This is a genomic window from Hyphomicrobiales bacterium (assembly GCA_017642935.1).
Lineage (GTDB): Bacteria > Pseudomonadota > Alphaproteobacteria > Rhizobiales > MH13 > MH13.
Genome location: JAEPOK010000001.1, coordinates 1,821,822 through 1,848,686, shown reverse-complemented (window position 1 = coordinate 1,848,686; position 26,865 = coordinate 1,821,822). Strand labels below are relative to the sequence as shown.

Genomic DNA, 26,865 nt, shown 5'->3' with positions numbered 1-26,865 from the left:
TTCCTTTTTGACGTGCATTAAAGCGTATGTTCGCGTTTTAATAGTATTGTCTTAAGAGATTTCGCCGATTGGTAACTCATCACGTAAGGGAGAGTACCGATGGCTCGCATGATGCTCAATGTGACTATCTATGTCCGAATTCTGATTTTGTGTTTGATCCCACTGCTAGCCCTTATGGGTCTTGGGGCTGCCAAACTGATCAATGAACGCAACTACATTTCGGTATCGTCTACCGTGCAGGGCGTGGCGGAACTTGCGCCAAACGTCTCCAATCTTGTGCATGAGTTGCAGAAAGAGCGCGGCATGTCGGCCGGGTTCATCGGATCTGGCGGACAGGCGTTCGCCGACACGATCGATGATCAGCGCGCGTTAACCGACCAGCAAATGGCTGGATTTGAAGCGGCGTTCGCGCAGTTGGAGTCGGCCACAAAGTTGGAAGCCATCTCCGAGCCACTTCAAAGCGCACAATCGGCGCTCGCCAGTTTGCGTGAGCGTCGGGCGAGCATTGACGCGCTGGACCTGACCGTCGCTGAGATGGCCGGTTACTATTCGCCGCTCATCGCCGATCTTCTCTACGTCATTGAGAGCATGGCGACTGTGATTGAAGACGGTGAGATGCTTCGTCCAATCCTTGGCTATGTGGCCTTGCTCGAAGGCAAGGAACGCGCCGGGATCGAGCGAGCAATGGGCGCTGCTGGTTTTGGCGCTGGCGAGTTTTCTCAGCCCATCTACCGCAATTTCACCCGCCTTGGTGCCATGCAAGATGTCTATTTCGACACCTTCCGCCTCTACGGTCATGCCGACGACGTTGCCTTCTTTGAAGAGCAAATGGCTGGCCCGAGCGCTGAAGAGGTCGATGCGTTGCGCGCTTTGGCGGCATCCGCGCCGTTTGGCGGCAACATCTCCATTGTGTCGGGACCGGACTGGTTTGCTGCCAGCACGCGGCGCATCGATGCGTTGAAGGCAGTTGAAGACCAGGTCGTTGCCGGCATCAACCAGATGGCCACGGCCAATGTCGCCTATGCGCAGCGCGGTTTTTGGATGTTGGCAGCGATGCTCGCTGGTTTGATCGCCTTGACTGGGCTGGTGTCCTTCTTTGTGGCCAAGTCCATCGCGCCGCCAATCCGTAAGCTGGCATCCACGATGAGGGTCCTTGCGACCAACAATTTCAACATCGTGGTGGAAGATGCATGGCGCTCCGATGAGATCGGTGAGATGGCCAAAGCTGTGGAGGTCTTTCGCGAGAACGCGGTTGATCGCCTGCATCTGGAGCAGAAAGCTCAGGCCGAGCGAGACCAAGAGCGCTATCGGCAGAGTCATATCGAAACGATCGTTATGGGTTTCCGCGATAAGATCGCTGAATCGACTGAGCAAGTCTCCGGTCAGACAAGCGAAATGCGCGCTCTGGCTGCCCGATTGCTCAGCGTTGCGGAAAGCGCGGCGGACGAGGCGCAAGGTGCCCACTCTGCCACCAATGGGGCTTCGTCCAATGTGCAAACCGTGGCCGCGGCGACCGAAGAGCTCAGCGCGTCCATTCGAGAGATTGCTGGTCAAACCGATCGGGTGAGCACGCTTATGGAAGGGGCGGCGCAACGTGCTGCTGCAACAAACGAAGACGTTGGTCAGCTATCGCAGTCTGCCGACCGTATCGGCACCGTCATTGGCCTCATCAGCGATATCGCCGAACAAACCAATCTTCTGGCGCTCAACGCGACCATTGAGGCTGCGCGAGCCGGCGAGGCGGGCAAGGGTTTTGCCGTTGTCGCCTCCGAAGTGAAGGAACTGGCAACACAGACCGCCAAGGCGACCGAGGAAATTGGCCAGCAAATTGCGGGCATCCAAACCTCGACCACTGGAACTGTGGAATCCATTCAGGCGATCACTGACTCGGTCGATGAGATCCGTGAACTCACCACAGCCATTGCCAGTGCAGTGGAAGAGCAGGAGGCAGCGACTCAGGAAATCGCCAACTCCATTGGTGCAGCGTCTAGCGGCACAGGAACGGCCGCCGACAAGGTGGCTTCGGTCAGCAAGTCGATCGAAGAAACCGCCAATGAAGCCAACGTTGTCAACTCGACGGCGGACGTCCTCACTGAGCAGTCAGAAGGCTTGATGACACAGGTTGAAAGCTTCCTGACGGAGGTTTCCAAGGACGTGGAAGAGCGTCGCGGCGCGCTTCGCGTGAAGATGTCAGAGGTCGTGATCATCTGTACGGCTGGTCGCCGCCGCCGTACACGTCTGCTCGACGCCAGCAAGACCGGGGCTAAGGTTGGCCTGGTCGATGGCGTGAATGTCGGTGATCAAGTGAGCGTGGAAATGGCCGATGGCCGGACCATGGTCGGCATGGTTCGCCGCAACGAGGACGATGGCATTGGCTTGGAGTTTGACGAGCCAATCAACGACCCAACCTTCCTCATCGGTCAGGGCTTTGACACGGAGACTGAGGCCGATAAACAGGCGGCATAGTTGCAGCTCATGAAAGATACGAGTCGGCGGGACCCGCCGGCTCGTCAATCGCTACGCGATCGGGCAGGTCGCCCAACCAGCATCAAGTGGAACCGCGCTGCTATCGCTGAACAAGCCGCTTATTGGAAGGATCCGACGATGGTGCGGCCCGCGACGTAACGGGCATACCCATCTGCAAAAGCGTCGGTGAGATTTGCATCTGGTTCGATTGACCGCGCCATCGCCGGCTGGGCAGCGATCTCTGCGCCTGCACCTGTGGCGGCCATAAGGCCTAGCCGCGCGGCCCCAAACGCACCGCCGAGATCGCCATCGGCAGGGACATCGATGCGCACACCAAGCGCGGTTGCGATGGCGGCAAGCCAATAATCCGACGCGCTGCCGCCCCCCACCGCAATTACGCTATCAAGTTTGGTGCCTGTGGAAGCCAGTGCCTCCTGGCAGTCCTTCAATGCAAACGTCACGCCCTCAAGAACGGCGCGGGTTGCGGCGTGTCGGTCGGTAGCATGTTCCAGTCCAAGAAACGCACCGCGAATCGCTGCATCGTTGAGCGGCGTACGCTCACCACCGAGATAAGGCAGGAAGAGTGCTTTGCCCGGCGCCTGAAGGTTGCCGAGTGCACTGGTGAGGCTGGCCGGATCATCGCCCACCAACCCTGCGTACCAGGCCAGTGCATCGGTGGCCGCAAGGATCACACCCATCTGGTGCCAGGTGTCTGGAACGGCGTGGCAGAACGTGTGCACGGCGGTGTCGGGATCGGGTCGGTAGCTGTCATTGGAAGCAAAAAGCACGCCCGATGTGCCAAGCGAGACGAACGCTTCACCGGCCTTCACCACGCCCACACCAATCGCAGAAGCGGCGTTGTCGCCACCGCCGCCAGCCACCACGACACCTTTGGAAAAACCAAAGCGCTGGACCAACTCATCGCGCAGTTCGCCGGATGTCGCTGAGCCTTCGACCAGCATTGGCATCTGGTCGCGAGAAAGATGGCACTTGGAGAGCAGTGTATCCGACCAGTCCCGCTTGGCTGTATCGAGCCAGCTGGTGCCCGCGGCGTCGGACATGTCGGACGCGTAAGAGCCCGTGAGCCAAAGGCGCAGATAGTCTTTGGGCAGCAATACTTTCGCTATTTTCCCGAAGATATCTGGGTAGTGCTTGCGCAGCCACTCCACTTTGGGTGCGGTGAACCCTGGAAAAACGATATTGCCGGAGAGTGACCGGAAATCGGGGTCGGCATCCATCGCGGCAGCTTCATCAGCTGAGCGCGTGTCATTCCAAAGAATGCTTGGCCAGAGAACCTTATCAGCGGCATCCAGTGCTGTAGCGCCATGCATCTGGCCGGAAAGCCCGATGCCGCGCACCGCTTTCATTTCAACAGCACCGCGTAGCTCACCCAGCACGGCTTCACAGGCCGTAATCCAACTCGCCGGATCCTGTTCCGACCATCCAGAATAGGGGCGCGAAACCTGAAGGTCCGCCTTGGCGGAGGCGACCAGCCGCTGGTCATCGTCAATGACAACGGCTTTCAGGCCCGAGGTTCCAAGATCAAGACCGATATACATGTGTGTCAGGCTGCCTCTTTGGATGCTCCAATCTGTTCTAGCAGACGTGCCACCGCTTCGGCACCTGGATCATTGTGCCCGGCGAGTTTTTCCTCAGAGATGTAAGTGGCGCGACCGGCTTTTGCCTTTGTCATCTGCGCGGTGCCATCGGCTCCCGTGCGCGCGGCCGATGCTGCGGCCTGCAAGCCATCTGGAAGCGCATCAAGCGCCGGCTGCAGTGCATCGATCATGGTGCGATCGCCAGGTCCTGCGCCGCCAACCTGCTGGATGCGGTCGAGACCGGCTTTCAAGGCATCGATGGTGTTTGCCCCATTGGCCGAGGCATCGCCGGCGGCGGCAAAAAAGATGGCGAGCAGCACCCCCGATGAACCGCCCATCGTTTGGCTCAGTTCCTGCCCGATGGCGCGATAGAGCTGGGTCGTATCGGCCAGTGGCAGGCGTGGCATGGCATCGATCAGCGCGCGAGAGGCGGTGGCCAATGTTGACCCCGTGTCGCCATCACCTGATTTGGCATCCAGCGAATTCAGATCGCTTTCCGCCGCAATCAATATGGTGCAGCAGCGGTTCAAAAAGTCCTCGGTGCGGGCATGGGCCGATGGCGTTGGCTGGATGGGTGCTAATCCATCGGGCAGCGGCAGCACAGCTTCCGCCGCGACGGGTAGGCAACCCGGCCAGGCGCGAGGCGCCACCGGTGCCAGCAAGGCCGTTTGTTCGGTGCTGCTGATCGGCAGAAGCGAGACCGAAAATCCTTGCATGTCCAGCGAGGTCATCAGCGGTGCCGGGCCGACCATCCAGGTAATTTGATCCCCGATCGACGAGCGAGCCAGCTCCTCGGCGAGCACCGCCATTTCCAAAGGCGTTGCGCCGCCAAGATTGTTGAGCAATGCGACATGCGGTCCGTCACCAATATTGGGCGCAAGCTTATCGACCACCATCGCCATGGCGTCGCGTGCGCCGGAATAATCCACCTGCTCAATGCCGGCCTCACCATGAATGCCTAGGCCAAGCTCGGCTTTGCCAATCTCGATCCGCGCCTCCTTGGGAGAGCCAGGAATGGTGCAAGTGTCCAGCGACATGCCGATGGAAACGACGTGCGAGATCACGCCTGCCGCAGCCTTGGTCACTGTTTCTAGGTCAGCGCCTTGATCGGCCAGTGCACCCGCGATTTTGTGCACGAACAGCGTGCCAGCCACGCCGCGCGCCTGTGGCAGGTCGGGCAAGGCGACATCGTCATCGACCACAACCATGGAGACCTTGTGCCCCAAGGCGCGAGCGCGCTCGGCAGCCAGACCGAAGTTCAGGCGGTCGCCGGTATAGTTTTTCACAATCAGCAGGCAACCCGCGGGGCCAGTGACCGCCAGGATCCCCGCCAGCACGGCGTCCACGGAGGGCGAAGCGAAGATATCGCCGCACACCGCCGCGGTCAGCATGCCCTGTCCAACAAAACCTGCATGGCTCGGTTCATGACCGGAGCCGCCGCCGGAGACCAAGGCAACCTTGGACCTGTCCCAGTCGGTGCGCACCACGACCTTGATGTGCGGATAGCCATCCAGCCGCGCCAGCTTGCCATTGGCCGTGCGCAGCAGGCCATCAATGGCCTCGGTGACCAGCGTCTCTTTGGTGTTGATGAACTGTTTCATGGGGTCGTCTCCTTAGGCCTAGGCCAAGCGGGTGCCATCGGCAGCGAAGTAGAGGGCTTTGCGTGGTTGCACGGCGAGCGTATCGCCAGTTTCCAGCGAGGTGTGCACGTCAGTGAGTGTGATGATGTCGTGGCCCTCCATGGTGAGGTGCAGCCGTGTCTGGTCGCCCAGATGCTCTACGCGCACCACTTTGGCGGGCTTGCCAAAAGCGCCCTCAGCACCTTGCTGAATATGTTCAGGGCGCATGCCGATAGTGGCAGCACCTTCGGGGGCGCCTGCGAAAAGATCAGCCGGCAACAAATTGATACGCGGCAGGCCAAGGCGACCGGCGACATATTGGCTGACCGAGTTCTCATAAATCTCGCGTGGGCTACCAAACTGCACGAGCCTGCCTTCATCCAACACGCCCACATGCGTGGCCATGGTCATGGCTTCGATCTGATCGTGGGTCACATAAAGCAGCGTCGCGCCAAGGCTTGCTTGAATGCGCTTCAGTTCTACGCGCAGATCGGTACGCAGCTTGGCATCGAGCGAAGAAAGCGGCTCGTCCATCAGATAAATGGATGGATCACGCACCAGTGCCCGACCAATGGACACGCGCTGCATCTCACCGCCGGAAAGCGCGGTGGCTTTGTTGTCCAGCTTGTGCGGGATTTGCAGCACCTCGGCCACGTCGGCCACTTTCTTGGCGATCTGATCTTCCGGCGTTTTGAGGATTGGCGAGCGCAGTGGAAAGGCCAGATTGTCCCGCACCGTCATGTGTGGGTAGAGCGAATACTGCTGAAACACCATCGCGACGTCACGCTGCGCGGGTGTGAGACCGGTCACCGAATGACCACCAATATGGATGTCGCCAGCGTCTGGCTTTTCCAGCCCGGAAATAAGCCGAAGTGTGGTGGTTTTACCCGCACCCGTCGGTCCAAGCAGCACCACAAAGGCCCCATCGGGGATGTCCATGGTGATGTTATCGACAGCCTTCGTTGATCCATAGGTTTTGCTGATGCCAGTGAGCGATACCTCAGCCATGAGCGCCTCCCATACCAAGGACGCCAATGTTGAGATTGGAGCGCAGGGCGTTGCCGGTTTGGCTGTTGAACAGCGTCAAGGTGGAGGCGTTGAAGGCCAGGCCAACAGAGTGCCCAACCGTCGCGCGGCGCTCCGATCCAATACGCGCCTTCAGCTCACCGGCATCGGTTGCCAGGGTCACGATCTGCGTCGTGCCAAGATATTCGGTCGCAAGAATTTCCCCGCGATAGGAACCTTCATCTGAAATCCGTACATGCTCTGGCCGCACGCCCACGGTGATGTCGCCATCGAAAGGCTCGCGCATCTCGGGGATGAGGATGGAATGATGGTGCAGGTTTACCGCTGTTGCGCCGACATCCAGCGTGCCATGACCTTTCAAAAAGTTCATCGGCGGCGAGCCGATAAAGTTGGCCACAAACATGGTGGCCGGCTTGTCGTAGATATCCTGCGGTGTGCCGAACTGCTCGATCACGCCATGGTTCATGACAACGATCTTGTCGCCCATCTGCATGGCTTCCAGTTGATCATGGGTCACATAAACCGTGGTCGCGCCCATGCGGTCGTGCAGAGCGCGCAGTTCTTCGGCCATATGTTCGCGGAATTCAGCATCCAGCGCACCCAGAGGCTCATCCATCATGAAGGCTTTGGGATCGCGCACGATGGCGCGGCCGAGGGCAACGCGCTGACGGTCACCCCCTGAGAGGCCACCAACGGGACGGTTCAAAATGTCTTCAATGCCGAGGATTTTGGCGACTTCGGCCACTTTCTCCTTCACCTGGGTGCGTGGCATGCCTTGCGATACAAGCGGGTAGGAGATGTTCTTGCGCACATTCATGTGGGGGTAGAGCGCAAACATCTGGAACACCATGGCAATGTCGCGCTGGCTGGCAGGTTTTTGGCTGACCTCTTCGCCATCGATGTAAATCTCGCCAGAGGTCGGCAATTCCAGCCCTGCGATCATGCGTAGCGTGGTGGTCTTTCCGCAGCCCGATGGCCCAAGCAGCATGAAGAACTCACCATCCTCGATCTTGAAGGTGGACGACTGCACGGCGGTGAAATCACCGAACTCTTTGCGCAGATTCTTGATGATGATCTCAGCCATGCTGCGCTCGCTTGCTGCTGTGATAGGTGAGCGCCGCGCCGATGCAGAGGGAGAGCTCTTCGGTTGGCAATGGGCCTTCAGGGTCGATCAAAACGGCTCGGTTTCCTTCATAGGCAAGGCGGTTGCCAAAGCGGCTGCGCCAATCATCGACAAGGGTTGTTTGGCAATGCACGAACAGTTTGGCGCCGCCGGTTGTTTCATCAGCGCCAAGGCGGATAGTCGTGCCGGCTCGACCGGGTAGATAGGAGGGTTGGCCCCATTTGAGTGTCTCTTCCAAAGGTGCAATGCCACGCGCCGCGGCTTCGGCAAGCACCAAGTCACGCAGTTGCAGAACGCGGGTTCGCGAAGGTTCGGGCATCGCGTTGATCGCGTCGGCGACTTCGGTTGGCATGGTTCGCGGTATCTTGGCCATGCCCGCTATTCCCGGAAATGGCTGACGATGATGAACATCACCGTGCCCACAAGCGTGACGATGAACGAGTAGGTGTAGAGCTCAATGACAAACGGCTGCATGAGCATCAGCACACCGGTGGCGATGAGAATCGTGGCGACCATCTCCCAAGCGCCACGACGAAGACCAAAAAGGCCGGAGAAGAACTTGGTCATTTGCGTACGGCCCCAAACGTGATGCCCCTTAGCAAGTGCTTGCGCAGCATCACGGTGAAGATCATCACCGGCAGAAGGAACAGTGTTGCGCCTGCGGCCACCGCCGGCCAATCGAGCCCGCCTACACCGATGATGGTGGGGATGAAGGGTGGCGCGGTTTGCGCGGTGCCGGAGGTGAGCAGCACAGCGAACGCGTACTCGTTCCACGCAAAGATCAGGCAGAAGATGGCCGTGGAGGCGATGCCGGTGGTAGCCTGCGGCAGCACGATCTTGTAGAAGGCTTGAAAGCGAGTGTAGCCGTCGATCAGCGCGGCCTCTTCGTACTCACGCGGTATCTCGTCGATAAAGCCTTTCAGCAGCCAAACGGCCAGCGAAATGTTCACCGCCGTATAGAGCAGGATCATGCCGAGATGCGTGTCCGAGAGGCCAAGTTCGCGGTACATCAGGAAGATCGGGATCGCGACCGCAATCGGCGGCATCATGCGCGTTGAAAGAATGAAGAAGAGCAGATCATCGGCCAACGGTATGCGAAAACGGCTGAAGGCGTAGGCCGCCAATGTTCCTAGGAAAACCGATAGGAAAGTTGAGCCAAATCCGATGATGACGGAGTTCAAAAACCGCTCGCCAAACTTCGATGGCCCGACGATGACCATGTCGTATTGGCGCACGATCTCATCGTACCATTCCTCTGGTGGATTGGCGTCTAGGAACTCTTGCGTCTGCCGCGTGCGCTGGGTGAAGAGGTTCACATAGCCTTCCAGCGTTGGCTCAAAGATCACCTGCGGCGGATAGGAAATCGCATCGGCCGGTGACTTGAACCCGGTGATGAAGATCCAAGCCAGCGGGATCATCGTGATCACCGCGTAGAGAATGACCAACGTGCCGGCGAACCATTTTTGGCGCTTGGACGGTTCGGTGATGGAAAAGCTCATCGTTCTTTCACCTTGTTGAGCGCCTTCACATAGATCGAGGCGAGGCCAAACACGGTGACGAAGAGAATGATCGCGTATGCCGACGCGTAGCCGGTGCGCCATTTCTCAAACGCTTCGCGCTTCAGATTGATCGAGGTGAGTTCGGTCACCGAGCCTGGTCCGCCACCGGTGAGCTGCACCACCAGATCAAACATCTTGAAATTCTCGATGCCGCGGAAGAGCACCGCCAGCATCAGGAAAGGCAGCACCATCGGCACGGTGATCGTCCAGAATTGCCGCCACTTGGACGCTCGATCAATTTCGGCCGCCTCATAGATGTAGTCGGGGATGCTTCGAAGCCCGGCGAGGCAAATCAGCATCACGAACGGCGTCCACATCCAGGTGTCGACGATGACAATAGACCAGGGGGCAAGATTGACGTCCCCGATCATCTGGAAAGAGGACGGATCAACGCCGGTGAAGAACGAGATGACGTAGTTGAACAGCCCGATCTGCGGTTGGTAAAGAAAGGTCCAGAAGTTACCAACCACGGCAGGCGAAAGCATCATCGGCAGCACGATGATGGTGGTCCAAAGATCGTTGCCCTTGAACTTCTTGTTGATCAGGTAAGCGAGCGTGAAGCCGATCACCACTTGCAGCGCGATGGTCCAGAACAGGAAATGCGCCGTGGCCTGCATCGTCAGCCAGATGTCGCTATCGGTCAGGATGCGCTCATAGTTGCGCAAGCCGATATACTCGACCTCGCGATTGGGTCGGTTGGCGCGAAAATTCGTGAACGAAAGATTGATCGTCCAGATCAGGGGAAAGATGTTGATCGCCAGCAGCAGGAAGATCGACGGCCCGACGAAAATCCAGGCGATCGCACGATCGCTGAGCCCCCGGATTTTGCGCGCAACGGAGGGCGGCGTCGCTCTAGCAGCGCGCTCTATCGTGTTCTCTGACACCGGTCGATTTCCTTAGACGTTCGGCTTTTGATGGCATGATGGTGGAGGCTAGACCTCAGCCAGCTCGCCCGACAAGCCTTTCAAAGAGGTCGCCCAGAAATTGTCCGGGCGACCCAAGGTTTTCGCGAGGATTTGCCTCGCAGGGAGGATGCCTAGAGCAAGCCCTCGTCTTCGAAGACTTCGGTCCAGTCTTCGACCAGCAGGTCAAGCGCCTCTTGCGCCGTGCCCTGATCGGCCACGATGTAATCATGCAGGCGCTTCTGCATGGCGAGCAGCAGCTCGGCATAAGCGGGCTCTTGCCAGAAGTCCTGAACACCGGCCATCGCTTCCAGGAAGTCCCCAGCAAATGGCGCGCTGTCGACAAAGCCTGGGTCATTCAGCACCGAATTGTGCGCCGAGTAGCCACCAAGCTCCCACCACTGCGCTTGGACGCTGGGTTGCGCGAACCAGGCAATGTATTCCAGCGCCGCATCCTGCTTGTCGGAATAGGAGACAACAGAGATGCCCTGGCCGCCAAGGGTGGAGGCTTCAACTTCTTGTGGCGGGTTGACGAAGAAGTCGATCGTGTCGCCGCCAACTTCCGGGTCTGCATAAAGGCCGGGGAAGAAGGCAAACCAGTTCATCGCCATGGCGACCTGCCCGGATTTAAAGGCATCCAGCGACTCACCCATATAGCTGTCGGTGTAGCCAGGAGGCGTCGCGGTTTCATAAAGCTCTTTATAGAACTCCAGCGCTTCCACGGCAGCTGCCGAATTCACCACGCCTTGCATATCGTAGGAGCCCGGCTCGCGCTCATACTGAAAGCCCCAGGCGTAGAGAGCGCCAGTGGCACCCATCGTGATGCCTTCCGATCCGCGCTCGGTGAAGATGGCCGCGCCATAACGCGTCTGACCGTCAATCTGGCGCTCTTGGAAGAATTGAGCGATCTGAAGAAGTTCGCGCTGGGTCTGTGGTTCACGCAGTTCCTGGCCGGTTTCAGCCATGTAGGCAGCGCGAATATCTTCCCGCTCAAACCAGTCGCGTCGGTAGAACCAGCCATTGGCGTCACCCATGGCGGGCAAGGCGTAGTAGTTCTCGGAGCCTTTCGGCCAGGTGGAATAGGCATAGACGGTCGCTGGCGCGAAATCGTCCATCGAGATGCCTTCATTGTCGAAAAAGTCGTTCAGGCGCACATAGTGACCGTTCTCCGCGCCGCCGCCGATCCATTGGCTGTCGCCGATCAGCAAATCGCAGAGCTGACCCCCGGAATTGAGTTCGTTGAGCATGCGGTCGGCAAAGTTGGGCCACGGCACGAACTCAAAGTTCATGGTGTGGCCGGATTCTTCTTCAAACTGTTTGGAGAGTTCAACCAGAGCGTTGGCCGGATCCCAGGCGGCCCAACACAGGGTTAGCTCTTCAGCTTGCGCCGCTGTGGCGGGCAGGCCGACAGCGCCGGTAAGACCGATCACGCCCGTCAGCGCGGTGGCGGCCATCAGTTTCAGTGATTTCATAGGAAAGTTCCTCCCGTTTGATCCTCTGCCGCCTTTTGCGGCGTTTCTTGAGAATTGATCAGAACCTAAATGAGGTACGCACCTCAAAGCAAGCAAAAAATGAGGTGCGTACCTCAAAAAGGAATCGGAGGGAGACCTTTGACCGGATAACTGGCGGTTTTCCTTAGATCGACAATGGCTTGAGAAGAAGCACGACGTCCTCATCATAGTAGGGTTGGCAAGGATGTTCGCGCACGCGCGCCCGCGCGTGCTCACGGTAGCCAAGCTTCTCATAAAGTCTCAGGGCGCCGGCGTTCTGCGAATAAACCTGAACGCTCATCGACCGGTAGCCCGCTGCTTGGGCGAGCTCCTCCGCGGCCTGCATGAGCGAGGATCCGACGCCAGCTCCGCGAGCCCCGGCAAAAACAGCCAGCGCGTTGATATACCAGGTGCCAACCGATTGGGCTTCTAGCTCCACAAAGGGCGCGATGGGTGCAGGCAGGTCATCGGGATCGTCGTCAGGTGCCGCGTCGATAGCATAGCTGAGCACCATGCCGATCGGGCGACCGTCACGCTCTGCGACAACCGCGTTGCGATAGGAAAATCCACCTTCGGTGCGGCGCGCGCGCTCGGCGCCAACGTCCAGCGGGTCTTGCCCATCGGCGCAGGATTGGCTCCAGAGCCAGCGAGGGATGCCCTCGCCAGCGATGTCGATCAGCTTGGCAAGGCTCGGTGCGTCGGATGGTTTGGCGGGGCGAATAATGGGTGATGGGGACAATGTATTTGCTCGAAGTCTTAAAGGGGGAGGCGGGGCCTGGGCAGAAACACTGCCCAGGCATTGCGCGATCAAAGGCTATGCCGCAGATCGAACGTCATGGTGATGGGCCATGCAGCCGACATGGCGATGATCGGTGCCACAACAGCCACCCACAACGCGAATGTTCGGTAGCAGTGTAAGAAGCTCCATGCTCAGATCGCCGAGTTCAACAGGGTTCCCATCATCCAGCTCTTCAGCCTCGTCCAGCTCAGCATGGCTCATTCGTGAGGCGTTGCAGCGGATGCCGCCAATACGAAATGTCCAAGCCGCGCTGTCATCGAGCACATCGCGGAAATGGTCTGGATGAGCACAGTTGATCATGTAGTAGAGCGGCGCTGACCCGGTGGCGGTGTCCACCTGGGCAATTGCGTCCTTGAGGGCTTGGCCGGATGGCAGGCGACCGTCGGTTTCCAGCGTGAAGGCAAGGACAACCGGCAGATCAATTTCTTTGGCGGCGCGGGCGATGCCGACGGCCTCTTCGGCGTGGGTGAGCGTCATCGCGCTGATCATATCCACACCAGCCTTACCAAGCGCATGGATCTGCGGCGCGTGGATTTCGAAAGCTTCACGCTCGCTGAGCAGCGTACCAGGCGCATAAGCATCACCGGCTGGACCCACCAAACCGTTGAGCACGATAGGCAGTGTGTCACTTTCATGCTGGTCTCGGATGGCGGAGACAAAAGCGACCGCACCTTTGTTGATCGCCAAAGTGTCTTCAACCGACAAGCCAAGCGGTTCAGCCCAGGCAACGCCGGCGCGCCATGTTGGGGCATCGATAACAAAGCCACGGCCTGATGCGCGTGCCAGGCCGATATAGGTTTCGTAATAAGCCGCCAGATCGCGGCGTCCGGTATCGCTATCGAGCAAGGCGGCAGCGGAAAAGCAGGGTAGGTCATGACCTTTGTCGAAGATCATGAATGTCTCCAAGCCACCATCGGCAAGATAGAAGCGTTGGGTGTTTGTGAGGTGTTCGGTTCGCATGGCAATACTCCTTCAATGATTGCCGCAAGGAGTAGATTGCAGTACCCATCGGACGATAGTGGCCGCGTGGTTCGGTTGGTGCGATGGTTTTTTTGCAATGCATTCAACGGCCTAGATGGGTCGCTGCTAGACGGATCACTCCGCTGGCCGGAATGACTGCACTCACGGTACAGTTGGGAAAAAGCCGATGACCGAGAAAACCAACACCCGCTCGAAAATTCTCGACATTGCCGAAGCCTCTGTGCTGGAAAAGGGCTTTGAGGCGACCTCGATCGAAGAGATCGTGGCGGGCGCTGAGATCTCCCGCAGCGGCTTCTTCTACCATTTTAAGGATAAGAACGCGCTCGCCCGTGCCATGCTGGAGCGCTACATCGACGCTGAGAACGCGCTCTATGACGACATCTTTGCGCGCGCGGCGGAGCTGAACGATGATCCGCTGCATTCCATGCTGATTGGTCTGAAAATGCTGGCGGAGATGCTTGCCGATATGCCTGAAGGGCATCCTGGCTGCGTTATTGCAGCGACGGCCTATCAGGACCGCTTGTTTGATAAAGGCGTGCAGGATTTGAACCGCGAGGCCATCCTGGGCTGGCGCCGCCGCTTTCGCGCCATGTTCGAGGAGATCGCTGCCGTTTATGAGCCGCGCGACTCGGTCAACATGGACGCGCTTGGCGACATGGTCTCCAGCGTTGTTGAGGGAGGTCTGGTGCTGCAGCGCGCTTTGCGAGAACACAACAGCGCCTCTGAGCAGATCATGTTGCTACGCTCTTACTTGAAGCTGCTGTTCTCGCCCAAAGCGTGATCTTTGCGGGTGATTAGCTCTCGCAGGTCACCGCATGCACGTCGCGATCTTCGATGATGAGAATTCCGACATGGGCAGCTTGCCTGTCGCGATAGGCCTGCATCGTGCGCAGCGTTACCAGGATCTCTTGAACATTCGGATCAGCGAAATCGACTGAAAGCCCGTCAGGCGTACCGAAGGCTTGACCAACAATGATTTCGGTATGCTCTGCTTCAGGCAGCATCGCATAGGTGCCCGACGGCGTTTCGATGGTGCCGTTGACAACAGCCAAGACGGGAACGCTGCCCAGTGTCAGCGTGACGTGCACCTGCGTATCGTCGACGCCAATACAGGCTAGTGTGGCCGTTGCTGATGCTGGTGGTGCTCCCGCGACCAGCATGGCGAGCAGGGTGAGTGCCGTTGGTCGGTAGAAACTGGTCATCTACCCATTCCTTCCTTCTGTGCCCGCCACGCACAGCCTATCACATGTTCAAGCCAACCCATGCACCGTTGCGCGACGACGAACGCACGCAAGCATCCACAAAGGCGACTCCGATCAGCCCATCTTGAACGGTTGGATAGAGCACGTCAGACGGCGCGGACTTGCCAACTTGCGCGGCGCGAATGGCTTCGGCTGCTTCCGAATAGATGGTCGCAAAGCCTTCCAGATAGCCTTCCGGATGGCCTGGCGGAACACGGGTGGCGCGAGCCGCCGCCTCGCCAGAGCCTGCCCCACCACGCGTGATCTTTTGCGGTGGTTGGCCGAAGGGGGAGAACCACAGCGTGTTCGGCTCTTCCTGATGCCATTCCAACCCGCCCTTCTCGCCATAGACGCGCAACTTCAGCGCGTTTTCATTGCCCGGTGCCACCTGGCTCGACCAAAGCATGCCGCGGGCACCGCCCTTAAAGCGCAGCATCACATTGGCGTTGTCATCCACCCGGCGGCCATCGACGAAGCTGGTAAGGTCGGCGCAGAGCTCGTCCAACTCTAAGCCGGAGACGAACGAGGCAAGGTTGAACGCGTGGGTGCCAATATCGCCGATACAACCGCCAGCGCCTGACTGGGCAGGGTCGGTGCGCCAGGCTGCCTGTTTCATGCCGGTCTGTTCCAACGGTTCGGTCAGCCAATCCTGAGGATATTCGGCCTGCACAACACGAAGCGTGCCGAGTTCTCCAGCGGCGACCATTTCGCGGGCCTGCCGCACCATGGGGTAGCCCGTGTAATTGTGCGTCAGCACGAACACCGCATCGGATTTTTCCGCTGCCGCGACCATCTTTTTGGCCTCACTCAGCGTGGCCGTCAGTGGCTTGTCGCAGATCACATGGATGCCGCGTTTCAAGAACTCGCGCGCCACCGGATAGTGCATGTGATTAGGGGTGACGATGGCTACCGCGTCGATGCCATCCTTCAGCCGTGCCTCGCGCTTGGCCATCGCGGTGAAATCATCATAGACACGTGCTGGGTCCAGACCGAGGTCGGCGCCCGAGGCTTTGGATTTCTCCGGTGTCGATGAAAAGGCACCTGCCACCAACTCGAAGCGATCATCGATGCGGCTGGCGATGCGGTGTACGCCGCCAATGAACGCATCGCGACCACCGCCGACCATACCGAGGCGAATGCGCCCGGCATTCTGTTCTGACTTACCTTCAATCGCCATCGATTAGTCTCCCAATCCGAGCATCGCGCGGTTCGCGGCATCGTCCGTTCCACCGTCGGCAAAATCGTCGAAGGCTCGCTCCGTCACGCTGATGATGTGGTCTTTGACGAACTGCGCACCCTCGCGCGCGCCGTCTTCCGGGTGCTTCATCGCGCACTCCCATTCCACCACGGCCCAGCCGTCAAAATCGTACTGGGTGAGTTTGGAAAAAACCTGTTTGAAATCCACCTGGCCATCGCCCAGCGAGCGGAAGCGCCCAGCGCGATCCACCCAGCTTTGATATCCGCCATAAACGCCCTGGCGCCCGGTTGGGTTCAGCTCGGCATCCTTCACGTGGAACATTTTGATCCGCTCGTGGTAGATGTCGATATTGTCCAGATAATCCAGGTGCTGCAGCACGTAGTGCGAGGGATCGTAGAGCATGTTGGCGCGGGCGTGGTTGCCGACTCGCTCCAGGAACATCTCGTAAGAAATGCCGTCGTGCAGATCCTCGCCTGGATGAATCTCGTAGCAAACATCCACCCCGCAATCCTCCGCGTGATCAAGGATAGGGCGCCAACGCTTGGCGAGTTCATCAAATGCAGCTTCCACCAGTCCGGCGGGGCGCTGCGGCCACGGATAAATGTAGGGCCAGGCAAGTGCGCCAGAGAAGGTCGCATGCGCGCCGATGCCCATATTCTTTGAGGCTGTGATGGCCTTCATCACCTGGTCCACCGCCCATTCTTGCCGGGCTTGCGGATTTCCGCGCACGCTTGGATCGGCAAAGCCATCAAAAGCAGCATCATAGGCCGGATGCACCGCCACCAATTGACCCTGAAGATGGGTGGAAAGCTCTGTGATCGTCACGCCATTTTCAGCGGCCTTGCCGAGCACCTCTTGACAATAACCTTCGCTTTCCGCCGCTTTGTCCAAGTCGAACAGGCGCCCGTCCCAGCTCGGCATTTGGACGCCGAGGTAACCGCAACCGGCGGTCCATTTCGTGATGGCGTCGAGCGAGTTGAACGGTGCGTCGTCACCGGCAAACTGCGCCAAGAACAGTGCCGGGCCTTTGATGGTTTTCATGCGATTGGTCTCCCGAGTGATGGATTGGGTTGGCGCTTCTGTCGCGTCTCAACGGTGGTCTGTGGTGCCTAGGGCAGGTTTTCCCGCAGCACGATCTCGATACGAATGCGTTCCTGGCTCGCGATAATCTCCCGGCCATCGCATTTGGCCCGCAAAACCCGCGTGGCGCTGCGCACAAGGTGGCCGACGTTCTGGGTGATCACCACGTCCAACAGGCCGTCGCGCAGCGCCTGTTCTGAATGGCTCGTTAACTCGTGGCCAATCACCACCAGCGTCTCCGCAAGGCCGTGCTTGGCGATCACGCGCGTTACGCCGCGTGTCCCTGCACCCGCGCAATAAAGCCCAATCACATCCTCATGGCCCGCTAAGGCCCGTTCGATCGCTGATGACGTGCGCTCCGGCTCATCATGGCCCTCCAAGGATGGCAGGGCATCGAGCTTGGGAAACTGCTCGCGCATGACCGCGTCGAACCCGAGCCGGCGTTGGACCATATCGCGGGCATGGGTTGTGTTGACGACGACGATGATCTTGCCCGACCGGCCACCCAAGAACCGGCCCATCAAAACGCCAGCGGTTCGTCCGGCGGCGACATTGTCGATGCCGACAAAATGATCACGCTCAGCGTTCGGCTGATCGGACACCAAGGTCACAACCGCGATGCCGCTTTCCTTCATATGCGCAATCATGTCGCGCACAACCGGCGTTTCATTGGCCATGATCGCCAGGCCGTCAATCTGCTGGGCTTGCAAGTCTTCCAGCGCACGGATCATGGCAACCGAGTCGTTGAGCGGCACTTCATAGGTCTGCAACTCGGCGCGATCCAAACGCAGGCCTGCGCCGGCCTCGACGATGGCGTCGCGCAGCGCTCTGAGAAACTGGCTTTGGCCCTCTGGTAGAACAAACGCGAAGCGGTAATGACGGCCGCGTGCGAGATTGGCCGCGTGTACATCGCGCACATACCCAAGCTTGTCGATGGCCTTGTGAACGCGCTGCGCCGTTAGCGAGCGAACGCCTGGCCGCTCATTGAGCACGCGATCGACCGTCGCCAGGCTTACCCCCGCTTCCTCGGCGATGTCATGAACTGTGGGTTTTCCCATCCCCTGCCTTGCGTGCCTTTGTCAGTGCATCTCTTCAGCAGCGAAAAGGTAGGCTGGCTTTCTGAGGTACGTCAATCAGAATTCGAAGGAAAAGCCGCGCGCTCGCTTTGTGTGTTCTACGGAACTTCGCCGATGCTTGCGAACCTGGTTACCTGTCTGTAGCTCTAAAGAAAACAATTCGGGGGAGTGAACCATGAAAACACGCGCAGCTGTCGCCTTTGACGCCGGCAAACCGCTGGAAGTGGTCGAGGTCGATCTGGAAGGTCCGAAAGCCGGCGAAGTGCTAGTGGAGATTAAGGCCACCGGTATATGCCACACTGATGAGTTCACGCTGTCCGGTGCCGATCCGGAAGGCGCTTTCCCTGCCATCCTGGGTCATGAGGGCGCCGGTGTTGTCGTCGAAACTGGCCCGGGCGTTACCTCTGTTGAGGTCGGCGATCATGTGATCCCACTCTACACGCCTGAGTGCCGGGAGTGCGACTATTGCTTGAATGGCAAGACAAACCTCTGCCAGAAAATTCGTGCGACCCAGGGCCAAGGCGTGATGCCTGATGGCACCAGCCGCTTCAGCTACAAGGGCGAAAAGCTGCTCCACTACATGGGCTGCTCCACCTTCTCTAACTATTCGGTGCTCCCGGAAATTTCGCTCGCCAAGGTTCGCAAAGACGCGCCGTTCGACAAGATTTGCTACATTGGCTGCGGCGTGACCACCGGTGTCGGCGCGGTGATGTTCACCGCCAAGGTGGAACCCAATTCGACGGCTGTGGTTTTTGGCCTGGGCGGTATCGGTCTCAATGTGATCCAGGGGCTGAAGCTAATCGGTGCGCGCCAAATAGTCGGTGTGGACACCAACCCCGCCAAGCGTGCCATCGCCGCACAGTTCGGCATGACCCACTATGTGAACCCCAAGGAAGTTTCCGGTGATTTGACTGGTCATCTGGTCGAGTTAACGGGCGGCGGCGCGGATTATTCGTTTGAGTGCATCGGTAACACCGAGGTCATGCGCGTCGCATTGGAGTGCTGCCATAAGGGCTGGGGCGAAAGCATCATCATTGGTGTGGCGCCAGCGGGTGCAGAAATTTCCACCCGGCCCTTCCAGCTGGTCACGGGTCGTGTGTGGCGCGGATCAGCTTTTGGCGGGGCGAGAGGGCGCACCGACGTGCCAAAGATCGTCGACATGTACATGGAAGGGCGCATCGATATCGACAGCCTGATCACCCACACCATGCCGCTGGATGACATCAACAAGGGCTTTGATCTGATGCATGCCGGTGAGTCGATCAGGTCGGTGGTGCTGTATTGATGGCCCTTCAGCCAGTCCAATCCTTCGCGTCCTTTGGTGGCAATGTCGAGGTTTTCGATCATGAGTCTGAGGCTTGCGACTGCACCATGCGCTTTGCTGTCTATTCGCCGCCGCAAGCAGCCAATGGACCGGTCCCGGTGCTCTGGTATCTCTCTGGGCTGACCTGCACCTGGGCCAACGCCAACGAAAAGTCCGGTATCCAGCGTTACGCTGCGGAGCATGGGATCATGGTCATCTTCCCCGACACCTCGCCGCGCGGTGAGGGCGTTGCCGATGATGAGGGCTACGATCTGGGACAAGGGGCTGGCTTCTACATAGATGCGACTCAGGACCCTTGGGCGCAGCACTTCCAGATGGGGACTTACGTCACCAAGGAACTGCCAGCTCTGATCACCGAGCGGTTTCAGAATGCCGATATGAGCCGCCAGGGCGTCACTGGCCATTCCATGGGTGGACACGGCGCGTTGACATTGCATCTCAAATATCCTGACTCTTACGTCAGCGTCAGTGCCTTCTCGCCCATCGTCGCGCCGACGCAGGTGCCGTGGGGGCAGAAGGCCTTCACCGCCTACCTTGGAAGCGACATCGCGCAATGGGCCAAGCACGACGCCTGTGAACTGGTGAAACAGTCGCCCACCAAGGCGCATATACTGATCGATCAGGGTGCAGCCGATGATTTCCTTGAGGAGCAATTGCGTCCGCAGCTATTTGGCGATGCGTGCACTGAAGCTGGCCAGGAGGTCACCATCCGCATGCGCGAGGGCTACGACCATTCCTACTATTTCGTCGCCAGCTTCATCGGTGAACACCTGGCCCACCACGCGATGGCGCTTAAGGCTTAGGGTCTCAACCCTAGTTGGTCACCCAGTTGAGGTCAGCCAGTTCCTCCTGGCTGAACAGGTAAAGCTGCTCTTTCGGCGTCGCCATCGCATGGATCCAAGCGCGCGGATCAACGCCCATGTCGACTAGCAATTGCTGCGCTTCTGATGAGATATGCTGCGCGCCGGCCATGCCGTCTTGCAACGTGCCGATTTCTGCGTCGGACGTGAACACTTGGTGCACGCCAAACCAAACCGGGTCGGGCAAGTCACGCTCTACGCCGCCTGAAAAGGCCAGCGGGCAGGACGACGCGCAGTAGCCGTGACGGGCCACGGCTGTGTCGATCTCGCGCTCGCGTAAAAGTTCAGCCATAGCAATTGCATCACGCACGCTGCCGCCGGGTGAATGGAAGGTGAGGGCGTCAATTTCTGGGCTCGCGTCGATGAATTCTTCAAACGCCACATAGCTGCCTGGATCGATGCGCCCAACTGCGCTAGCCGCACCATTCTCGCCCATATGAAAGGTGATGGACGCGGAAATCGCATCGTCCGGATCGCCGTCAAAGCCCGGCAAGGCAACCTGCTGATCGGAGCGGCGCGCCGGTGCGGAACGCGGATCGTAGCGGCGCACTTGATCATCATTACCGGGCGTCCGTCGCGGGCCATAATCCACCCGTCCTGGATTGCCAAACGGGTTGCCCGTTTCAAGGGCACGCTGCTCGCCAAGCAGAGAGCGGAAATCATAAGCGAGTGCTGCCGCCGACCCAAGCACGAGGGCCGCGAAGAGAATCCCAAGGACAAGGTCGCTGGTGGCGAACTTGCTATCGTTCAGCGTCTCATCGGCCACACTCAGCGGTCCCGTTTGATCGTCGGCATGGCGGTGGGCAAAGGCGTCACGCCAGGTTGATCGATGTCCCGCTCCTTATCGCGCTCCTGCTCGGCGTCCGGCTCTGGGTCGGATGCGGGAGGCGAGGCCTGAACGGGCTGCGGCGGTTGCATCGCGTTGTAGAGTTTCAACGCCTGGTTCATCTCGTGCACCGTCACGTGATGGGCGTCCATCTCCGCGCCTTCCTCGCGGCGGATGGCTGAATGCACGCCGGCGAGGATCAGGATCAACACCGCTGGCAGCAGATCGATGGAAATGGCGCCGGCCCAGGACGGCAAAAAGTCTTCGGCATAGAGCAGCACGGCTTCCGGCGTGGAGAGCGGCACAAAGCGAACGGGAACCACCTCATCGCGCGCCAAAATCGCATCGGCGGCGCTGGCCAGCGCGTTCGATTGCACCTCAATGGCCGACTCCACTCGCGAAACGATGGTCGTTTGCCGTGAGGCAAGATCGGCGGTTCCGCCATCGACTTCCGGCGCAACAAAGGCAGCCGATAGGTCTTCCGCCGCGCGTTTCACAGCCGGGGCGATGGAGGTTTCGGAAAGCGCTGCAATCACACCTGCCAGTGAGACAGCCTCTTCTGCATAAGCGATGGCCCGAGGCTCGATCGGGCCGGCGGCCGAGACGATCCGGCGCATGTCTCCAAGATAGCTGCCGCCCTGCTCAAAGAGGGCATCGCTTTCCACGCGCGCAGCTCGCACTTCAGCCGCGAGACCCTCCAACTGCCCTGACATCTGATTGAGGAGTTGCACAACCGTTCCAGAGCCGGAAGTACCCGTCAGTGATCCTGTCGCGCGTTCTTCCTGCGCAAGACGCCGGAACCGTTCACTGGCAAGCTCAATGTCCGGCAACAACCCCTGGGCGGCGAGCGCATTGTTGTGGGCCTCGGAGAGCCTGGATTGATACTCTTCAGTGGTGTTCGCCAGATGCTGTTCGATAGCAGCGCCGCCAGCCAGCGCCGCAGCGTTGAGCCAAGATGACATGGCCACAATCATCAGCGAGCCAAGCACCATGGCAATCAGCATGGTGCGTTTTTCGGTGCCGTGCTTCACGTGCGGCACGAATTGGATGAGGTAAGACCAGAAGGCGTAGATGCCGATGGAAACAGCAGTCGAGTAGATCAGCGCGCCGAAAAACACCACAGGTCCGATGCCTTGCAGCAACCCGCGTACACCCAGATAGGTGTAGACGCCGCTGGCCAAGGCGAGGATCGCCAAAGTCAGTTTCGTCGTTGTTTCTAGGCGACTTACGCCGCGTCTGAGTGCCTCGGCCATGCCGAACTCCGCCAATTGGTCTGCGTCGAGCGTGTGCCTGACGCTGCACTATGGCGAAAGTCGGACCTGGCAGGAAGTGGGCCGGTGTTTAGAAAACGCTAGACTTTGTAAGCCAGGCGCAGGGCCCCCCAGTGTCGGCCTTGAACATAGACCGGTACGGACAGGTCCTTCATGATGGCGAACTTTCCTCCACCCATGTCGCGGCGATAGGACTGCATCAAGAACGGTTCGGTGCTTTGTCCGGCGCGTAGGCCAACCTTGTCGTCGAACATGCGGCGATTGCGGCTGTTGGCGGCGTTCCAAAGCGGATCATCGCCCTGTGGCTGGCTGAACTTCTCGTTGTGCGTTGGCAGGTAGCCGTTCACATCAACACAGGCGCAAAAAACGATGCGTTCACTGCTTTGGGCAACCGGTTCCTGAATAGCTGGCAAAACGCGATCTGTGATCGCCGTGAAACGAGTCATGACCTGTTCGGGATCGGTGCCAGCGATTGGCTTGTAATCCTGATCGAAGAAATCGTTGATCGTTGCCCGACCCTCCTCGATCTCGGCTGCAAACGCATTCTGTACGGCGTCGACAGCCTCGCGCGCCATGTCGAGGAAACGGCCTTCGTCAGTGTCGATATCGCTATCAGCGGTCACGCCAACCAACCGGTCGGTTTCGTCAACGCTGTTCCCGATTCGCTCAGCAGCAGAATCCAACAACGCACTGTTGCTGGTTACCGTTTCCTGCATCGTCGTAACGTTGGACGCAAAATCCTTTGTCGCCGACTCGATATCGACAATGCCCGTTTCGACAACGCTTGAGGACGAGCCAATCTCGGTAATGGCGTCGGACAACTCATCGATCACTTCATCAAGAGCGCTTGTGCTTTCTTGCACCGCCGAAACGCCGGTCAACGCGCCTTCGCCAAGCCCGATGAGTGCATCGGCTTCCTGGTTGAGTTGCGTGAGCGTTTCCTGAATTTGCTGCGTTGCTGTCGAGGTTTCCGATGCCAGTTGTTTAACCTCGCCGGCCACGACGGCAAATCCGCGCCCTGCTTCACCGGCGCGTGCCGCTTCGATAGTGGCGTTAAGAGCCAGCAGATTCGTCTGCCGGGCAATTTGATCGATCGACTGCGAGACCTCGCCAACGCTCACCAGCGCGCCTTGTAGGCCCTGCAACTGGCTGTTGATCTCGGTAACCGAAGAAATCAGTGTTGCAATATCGTTGGCGGCTTTGCCCAAGGCATCGCGCGAGCGTTGCATGGTATCGCCGGAGGCATTGGCCACCATCGCGGTTGTCGTGACGGCCTCGCGGATGACGCCTGTCTGAACCTGTGTTTCTTCTGCGGCCTGGCAGAGCAGGTTGAAGGCTTCCTGTAATCCTGTGGTGGCGGCGTTGGCTGTTTCGATGGCCCCAGCCACGTCCACCATCTCCACGCCAAAATTGGACAATGCTTCAGCGACAGAAACCAGCGTCTTGGCGGTCTCGTCTGCGTTGCGCTGGGAGGTCTTGTCCGATTGGGTCTCCGCCTCGTCGGCAGGTGACGTAGAGTGCGCTAGCTCTTCAGAAACCGTATCAGCCGGCTCCGCTTTGATTTTGGCCTGTCGTGAAAACATAGACTGAGTACCCACCAGGTTTGAAACGGCTTCCAAGGCCGTATTGATGGTGCATCGGAGTTAACATTGTTGAAACACGTCATTCTTTTACGCAAAAGAAACGTGGCTTTAGTGAACTCTTTGCGGTTACGTTAGCAACGTCTGGTTGTAGTTTGGCCGAAAAACTGTTGCGAAGGAACATTTGAACCATGGTCAGATTTCCTCGAACGCTTTGGTTCTTGCTGGGCTTATGGCTTGCTGCCTTCATGGGATCATTTATTGCTTTCGCGCTGATCGAACCCACCGGGTCCAGCTTCACCCGAGGAATGAACCGTGTCGGTGCGTTTTTCGGGTGGCAAGCAGCGGCTATCGGCCTGGCGGTCGTCTTGTGGTGGCGTGCCCGTCAACTGACACTGAGTAAGGGTCTGTGGTGGATGGTGCGCGTGCCGATTGCGCTGGCCGCACTCCTGATCGGTGCGATCCTTATGCTTTTTGGCTGGGCGTTTCTCTTTGCTGGATAGCGACCGACCCAATCACTGGCCTTTCGACGTCACCGCTTTGAGCGCCGGGTTGATGGCGAAGGTGACGACGGGGATCAATAACAAGCCCCAGGCCAGACCGATCACGCCATCGAGTGCCGCCACGATGACCCACTCAACTAAGCCTTGTGCGGTGGTCACCGAATGCGCGCCGATCTCCGCCCAATGGTGGATCGTGTCATAGGTTTGTGGAAATCCGAGATCTTTGACGCCATGCACCATGATGCTGCCGCCGACCCAAAGCATGGCGGCTGTGCCGACAGTTGAGATGATCAACAGGATCATTGGCATGGCTTTGACCAACCCGCGACCAAGGGCACGCGTTGCCTCCAGGCGACCGACTTGCGTCAGTTTAAGGCCGACGTCATCCATCTTCACGATCAGCGCAACAGCGCCATAGACCAACGCCGTGATCGCGACTGCGACCAGAGCGAGCGTCACGCCGCGGGTCACGATGCTGTCTGAATCGATGGCCGAAAGCGTGATGGTCATGATCTCGGCCGATAAGATGAAGTCGGTCTTGATCGCGCCTTTGACGCGCTGCTCTTCGAGATGGGCAGCATCGAGTCCATGCTCGGTGTCCACCGCGTGATGCTTCTTATGCGAGAAGAGATGCGCGATCTTCTCCGCGCCCTCATAACAAAGATAAGACCCGCCTAGCATCAGCAATGGCGTCAGCATCCAGGGTGCAAAGGCGCTCAAGAGCAGCGCCACGGGCAGCAGAATGATCAGCTTGTTAAAAAAGGATGCGCGCGCGATCTTCCAGATAATCGGCAGCTCGCGCGTCGCCGGCAATCCAGTGACATATTTCGGCGTGACTGCCGCATCATCAATGACGATGCCTGCCGCTTTGGTTCCGGCCTTTGAGGCCTGTGCTGCGACATCATCAAGTTGCGTGGCAGCAAGTTTGGCGATGGCTGCGACGTCGTCCAGCAGTGCAAGGAGACCGCTCATGCGAATAGACCACTCGTTCAAGTAGGAGGCCGGTGAGCGCTCCAATCCTCATTTGGCTCAGTTAAACCCAACGCCTGACGATCACAATGGTTCGCTCGCCATGGATAAAGCCGCCACCTACTTGCCCGTTAGGCGGTGGCCATGCGAAGGCTTCGCCTCAAAGCGGCAATTACCCTCTGCCGTTTCCAGGAAAGCATCATGACTGTTCAGTTTGCCGTTGCCGGCCTTGGCTATGTAGGCCTTTCCAATGCTGTGTTGCTGGCGCAGAAATACACGGTGATTGCCTGCGATATTTCGCCGGAGCGCGTTTCCATGCTCGGCGATCGAACCTCGCCGATCAGCGATCCAGAGCTTGAGGATTATCTTGCCACCAAAGACCTAAAGCTCACCGCAACCAATGATACGCAAACCGCTTATCGCGACGCAACGCATGTGATCGTCGCTACGCCGACCAATTACGACCCGCAGACCAACGCCTTCGACACATCCTCCGTCGAGAGTGTGATCTCCGAGGTTTTGGCGGTGAACGATCAGGCGCTGATCATCATCAAATCCACGATCCCGGTGGGTCTGGTCTCTGCCTTGCGCAAGCAGTTTGGGATTGACCGTATCATCCATTCGCCGGAGTTTCTGCGCGAAGGGCGGGCGCTTTACGACAACCTCTTTCCCTCGCGAATTGTTGTTGGCGAACGTTCCAAGCGCGCCGAAGACTTTGCAACCATGCTCGCTGATTGCGCGATCAAGGACGACATTCCAACACTTCTGACCGATCCCGATGAAGCCGAGGCGATCAAGCTCTTTGCCAACACCTACCTTGCGATGCGTGTGGCCTACTTTAACGAGCTCGACACCTACGCTCAGATCGCCGGGATGGACACACGTCAGATCATCAAAGGCGTCAGTCTCGATCCGCGCATTGGCGATCATTACAACAATCCGTCTTTCGGCTATGGCGGTTACTGTCTGCCCAAGGACACCAGGCAGCTATTGGCCAATTACGATGCGGTTCCGCAGAACCTCATCCGCGCCATTGTCGATGCGAACACGACGCGCAAGGACTTCATCGCCGACAGCATCATCGCCAAAAGCCCTGGCTGCGTTGGCGTCTACAGGCTGACGATGAAGGAAGGCTCGGACAATTTTCGCGACAGTTCCGTGCAAGGCATCATGAAACGCATCAAAGCCAAGGGCATACCGGTGATTGTCTACGAGCCAGGTCTGCCAGCAGTCCATTTCTTTGGTTCTGCCGTTGTCCGCGACCTTGAGGCATTCAAGGCTGAAAGCGACATCATCATCGCCAACCGGCCAGCGCCGGAGCTTCAAGACGTGAAAGACAAAGTCTTCACGCGCGATCTGTTTGGAGTCGACTGA

At 58.8% G+C, this 26,865-nt stretch carries 25 protein-coding genes; 6 read left to right on the top strand and 19 right to left on the bottom strand.

What is annotated here, in order from left to right:
* Nucleotides 1-99 precede the first annotated feature (99 nt).
* Nucleotides 100-2,466, top strand: a complete 2,367-nt coding sequence (locus JJ917_08775; GenBank protein ID MBO6698910.1) for a nitrate- and nitrite sensing domain-containing protein — start codon at nucleotides 100-102, stop codon at nucleotides 2,464-2,466.
* A gap of 119 nt (nucleotides 2,467-2,585) precedes the next feature.
* Here the strand turns inward: JJ917_08775 and xylB are convergent, their stop codons facing one another.
* The 11 genes from xylB to JJ917_08720 form a co-directional block, all read right to left on the bottom strand.
* Nucleotides 2,586-4,025, bottom strand: a complete 1,440-nt coding sequence (gene xylB / locus JJ917_08770) for a xylulokinase (protein ID MBO6698909.1) — start codon at nucleotides 4,023-4,025, stop codon at nucleotides 2,586-2,588.
* A 5-nt stretch (nucleotides 4,026-4,030) separates the two neighbouring features.
* Nucleotides 4,031-5,665, bottom strand: coding sequence for a dihydroxyacetone kinase subunit DhaK (locus JJ917_08765; protein MBO6698908.1), 1,635 nt, complete (start codon nucleotides 5,663-5,665; stop codon nucleotides 4,031-4,033).
* An 18-nt stretch (nucleotides 5,666-5,683) separates the two neighbouring features.
* On the bottom strand, nucleotides 5,684-6,691 hold the full coding sequence (locus tag JJ917_08760) for an ABC transporter ATP-binding protein (protein MBO6698907.1): 1,008 nt from the start codon (nucleotides 6,689-6,691) through the stop codon (nucleotides 5,684-5,686).
* Entirely contained in the window at nucleotides 6,684-7,793 is a 1,110-nt protein-coding gene (locus JJ917_08755; GenBank protein MBO6698906.1) for an ABC transporter ATP-binding protein, read from the bottom strand. The genes JJ917_08760 and JJ917_08755 overlap by 8 nt, the downstream gene beginning before the upstream one ends.
* Nucleotides 7,786-8,205 (bottom strand): DUF1801 domain-containing protein, encoded by a 420-nt coding sequence (locus JJ917_08750; GenBank protein MBO6698905.1) that lies wholly within the window; start codon nucleotides 8,203-8,205, stop codon nucleotides 7,786-7,788. The genes JJ917_08755 and JJ917_08750 overlap by 8 nt, the downstream gene beginning before the upstream one ends.
* 5 nt (nucleotides 8,206-8,210) lie before the next feature.
* Nucleotides 8,211-8,399, bottom strand: a complete 189-nt coding sequence (locus JJ917_08745; protein MBO6698904.1) for a hypothetical protein — start codon at nucleotides 8,397-8,399, stop codon at nucleotides 8,211-8,213.
* Complete coding sequence (locus JJ917_08740) at nucleotides 8,396-9,331, bottom strand: carbohydrate ABC transporter permease (GenBank protein MBO6698903.1); 936 nt, start codon at nucleotides 9,329-9,331, stop codon at nucleotides 8,396-8,398. Before JJ917_08740 ends, JJ917_08745 begins: the two co-directional genes overlap by 4 nt.
* Nucleotides 9,328-10,275: a sugar ABC transporter permease gene (locus JJ917_08735; protein MBO6698902.1), complete on the bottom strand. Its 948-nt coding sequence runs from the start codon at nucleotides 10,273-10,275 to the stop codon at nucleotides 9,328-9,330. Before JJ917_08735 ends, JJ917_08740 begins: the two co-directional genes overlap by 4 nt.
* A gap of 152 nt (nucleotides 10,276-10,427) precedes the next feature.
* Nucleotides 10,428-11,765 carry a carbohydrate ABC transporter substrate-binding protein gene (locus JJ917_08730; protein MBO6698901.1) on the bottom strand — a complete coding sequence of 446 codons (1,338 nt, stop codon included), beginning with the start codon at nucleotides 11,763-11,765 and terminating at the stop codon, nucleotides 10,428-10,430.
* 163 nt (nucleotides 11,766-11,928) lie between these two features.
* On the bottom strand, nucleotides 11,929-12,522 hold the full coding sequence (locus tag JJ917_08725; protein ID MBO6698900.1) for a GNAT family N-acetyltransferase: 594 nt from the start codon (nucleotides 12,520-12,522) through the stop codon (nucleotides 11,929-11,931).
* A 75-nt stretch (nucleotides 12,523-12,597) separates the two neighbouring features.
* Complete coding sequence (locus JJ917_08720) at nucleotides 12,598-13,542, bottom strand: homocysteine S-methyltransferase family protein (protein MBO6698899.1); 945 nt, start codon at nucleotides 13,540-13,542, stop codon at nucleotides 12,598-12,600.
* A 187-nt stretch (nucleotides 13,543-13,729) separates the two neighbouring features.
* On the opposite strand from JJ917_08720, the gene JJ917_08715 reads away from it, so the two are divergent.
* Nucleotides 13,730-14,344, top strand: coding sequence for a TetR/AcrR family transcriptional regulator (locus tag JJ917_08715; GenBank protein ID MBO6698898.1), 615 nt, complete (start codon nucleotides 13,730-13,732; stop codon nucleotides 14,342-14,344).
* 13 nt (nucleotides 14,345-14,357) lie between these two features.
* Here JJ917_08715 and JJ917_08710 read toward each other — a convergent pair whose 3' ends face one another.
* The 4 genes from JJ917_08710 to JJ917_08695 all read right to left on the bottom strand — a co-directional run bounded on the left by JJ917_08710 (nucleotide 14,358) and on the right by JJ917_08695 (nucleotide 18,140).
* Complete coding sequence (locus JJ917_08710) at nucleotides 14,358-14,765, bottom strand: hypothetical protein (GenBank protein MBO6698897.1); 408 nt, start codon at nucleotides 14,763-14,765, stop codon at nucleotides 14,358-14,360.
* Between the two features lie 40 nt (nucleotides 14,766-14,805).
* Complete coding sequence (locus JJ917_08705; GenBank protein ID MBO6698896.1) at nucleotides 14,806-15,981, bottom strand: Gfo/Idh/MocA family oxidoreductase; 1,176 nt, start codon at nucleotides 15,979-15,981, stop codon at nucleotides 14,806-14,808.
* A 3-nt stretch (nucleotides 15,982-15,984) separates the two neighbouring features.
* A complete protein-coding gene (locus tag JJ917_08700) occupies nucleotides 15,985-17,043 on the bottom strand; it encodes a sugar phosphate isomerase/epimerase (GenBank protein ID MBO6698895.1) in 1,059 nt (352 codons plus the stop codon).
* A 68-nt stretch (nucleotides 17,044-17,111) separates the two neighbouring features.
* The gene (locus JJ917_08695; GenBank protein MBO6698894.1) at nucleotides 17,112-18,140 is read right to left on the bottom strand and encodes a LacI family DNA-binding transcriptional regulator; all 1,029 of its coding nucleotides are present in this window, start codon (nucleotides 18,138-18,140) and stop codon (nucleotides 17,112-17,114) included.
* A 193-nt stretch (nucleotides 18,141-18,333) separates the two neighbouring features.
* Here JJ917_08695 and JJ917_08690 point away from each other — a divergent pair, with 193 nt between their 5' ends.
* The gene (locus tag JJ917_08690) at nucleotides 18,334-19,443 is read left to right on the top strand and encodes an S-(hydroxymethyl)glutathione dehydrogenase/class III alcohol dehydrogenase (GenBank protein ID MBO6698893.1); all 1,110 of its coding nucleotides are present in this window, start codon (nucleotides 18,334-18,336) and stop codon (nucleotides 19,441-19,443) included.
* A complete protein-coding gene (gene fghA / locus JJ917_08685; GenBank protein MBO6698892.1) occupies nucleotides 19,443-20,285 on the top strand; it encodes an S-formylglutathione hydrolase in 843 nt (280 codons plus the stop codon). Before JJ917_08690 ends, fghA begins: the two co-directional genes overlap by 1 nt.
* A 10-nt stretch (nucleotides 20,286-20,295) precedes the next feature.
* Here fghA and JJ917_08680 read toward each other — a convergent pair whose 3' ends face one another.
* The 3 genes from JJ917_08680 to JJ917_08670 all read right to left on the bottom strand — a co-directional run bounded on the left by JJ917_08680 (nucleotide 20,296) and on the right by JJ917_08670 (nucleotide 24,022).
* Nucleotides 20,296-21,108, bottom strand: coding sequence for a hypothetical protein (locus JJ917_08680; protein ID MBO6698891.1), 813 nt, complete (start codon nucleotides 21,106-21,108; stop codon nucleotides 20,296-20,298).
* A gap of 2 nt (nucleotides 21,109-21,110) precedes the next feature.
* Nucleotides 21,111-22,421 (bottom strand): hypothetical protein, encoded by a 1,311-nt coding sequence (locus JJ917_08675; protein MBO6698890.1) that lies wholly within the window; start codon nucleotides 22,419-22,421, stop codon nucleotides 21,111-21,113.
* A 98-nt stretch (nucleotides 22,422-22,519) separates the two neighbouring features.
* The gene (locus tag JJ917_08670; GenBank protein ID MBO6698889.1) at nucleotides 22,520-24,022 is read right to left on the bottom strand and encodes a methyl-accepting chemotaxis protein; all 1,503 of its coding nucleotides are present in this window, start codon (nucleotides 24,020-24,022) and stop codon (nucleotides 22,520-22,522) included.
* A gap of 245 nt (nucleotides 24,023-24,267) precedes the next feature.
* Between JJ917_08670 and JJ917_08665 the strand changes: the two genes are divergently transcribed.
* Nucleotides 24,268-24,522: a hypothetical protein gene (locus tag JJ917_08665; GenBank protein ID MBO6698888.1), complete on the top strand. Its 255-nt coding sequence runs from the start codon at nucleotides 24,268-24,270 to the stop codon at nucleotides 24,520-24,522.
* Between the two features lie 12 nt (nucleotides 24,523-24,534).
* Here the strand turns inward: JJ917_08665 and JJ917_08660 are convergent, their stop codons facing one another.
* Nucleotides 24,535-25,494, bottom strand: a complete 960-nt coding sequence (locus tag JJ917_08660) for a DUF808 domain-containing protein (GenBank protein MBO6698887.1) — start codon at nucleotides 25,492-25,494, stop codon at nucleotides 24,535-24,537.
* Between the two features lie 198 nt (nucleotides 25,495-25,692).
* On the opposite strand from JJ917_08660, the gene JJ917_08655 reads away from it, so the two are divergent.
* Complete coding sequence (locus tag JJ917_08655; GenBank protein ID MBO6698886.1) at nucleotides 25,693-26,865, top strand: nucleotide sugar dehydrogenase; 1,173 nt, start codon at nucleotides 25,693-25,695, stop codon at nucleotides 26,863-26,865.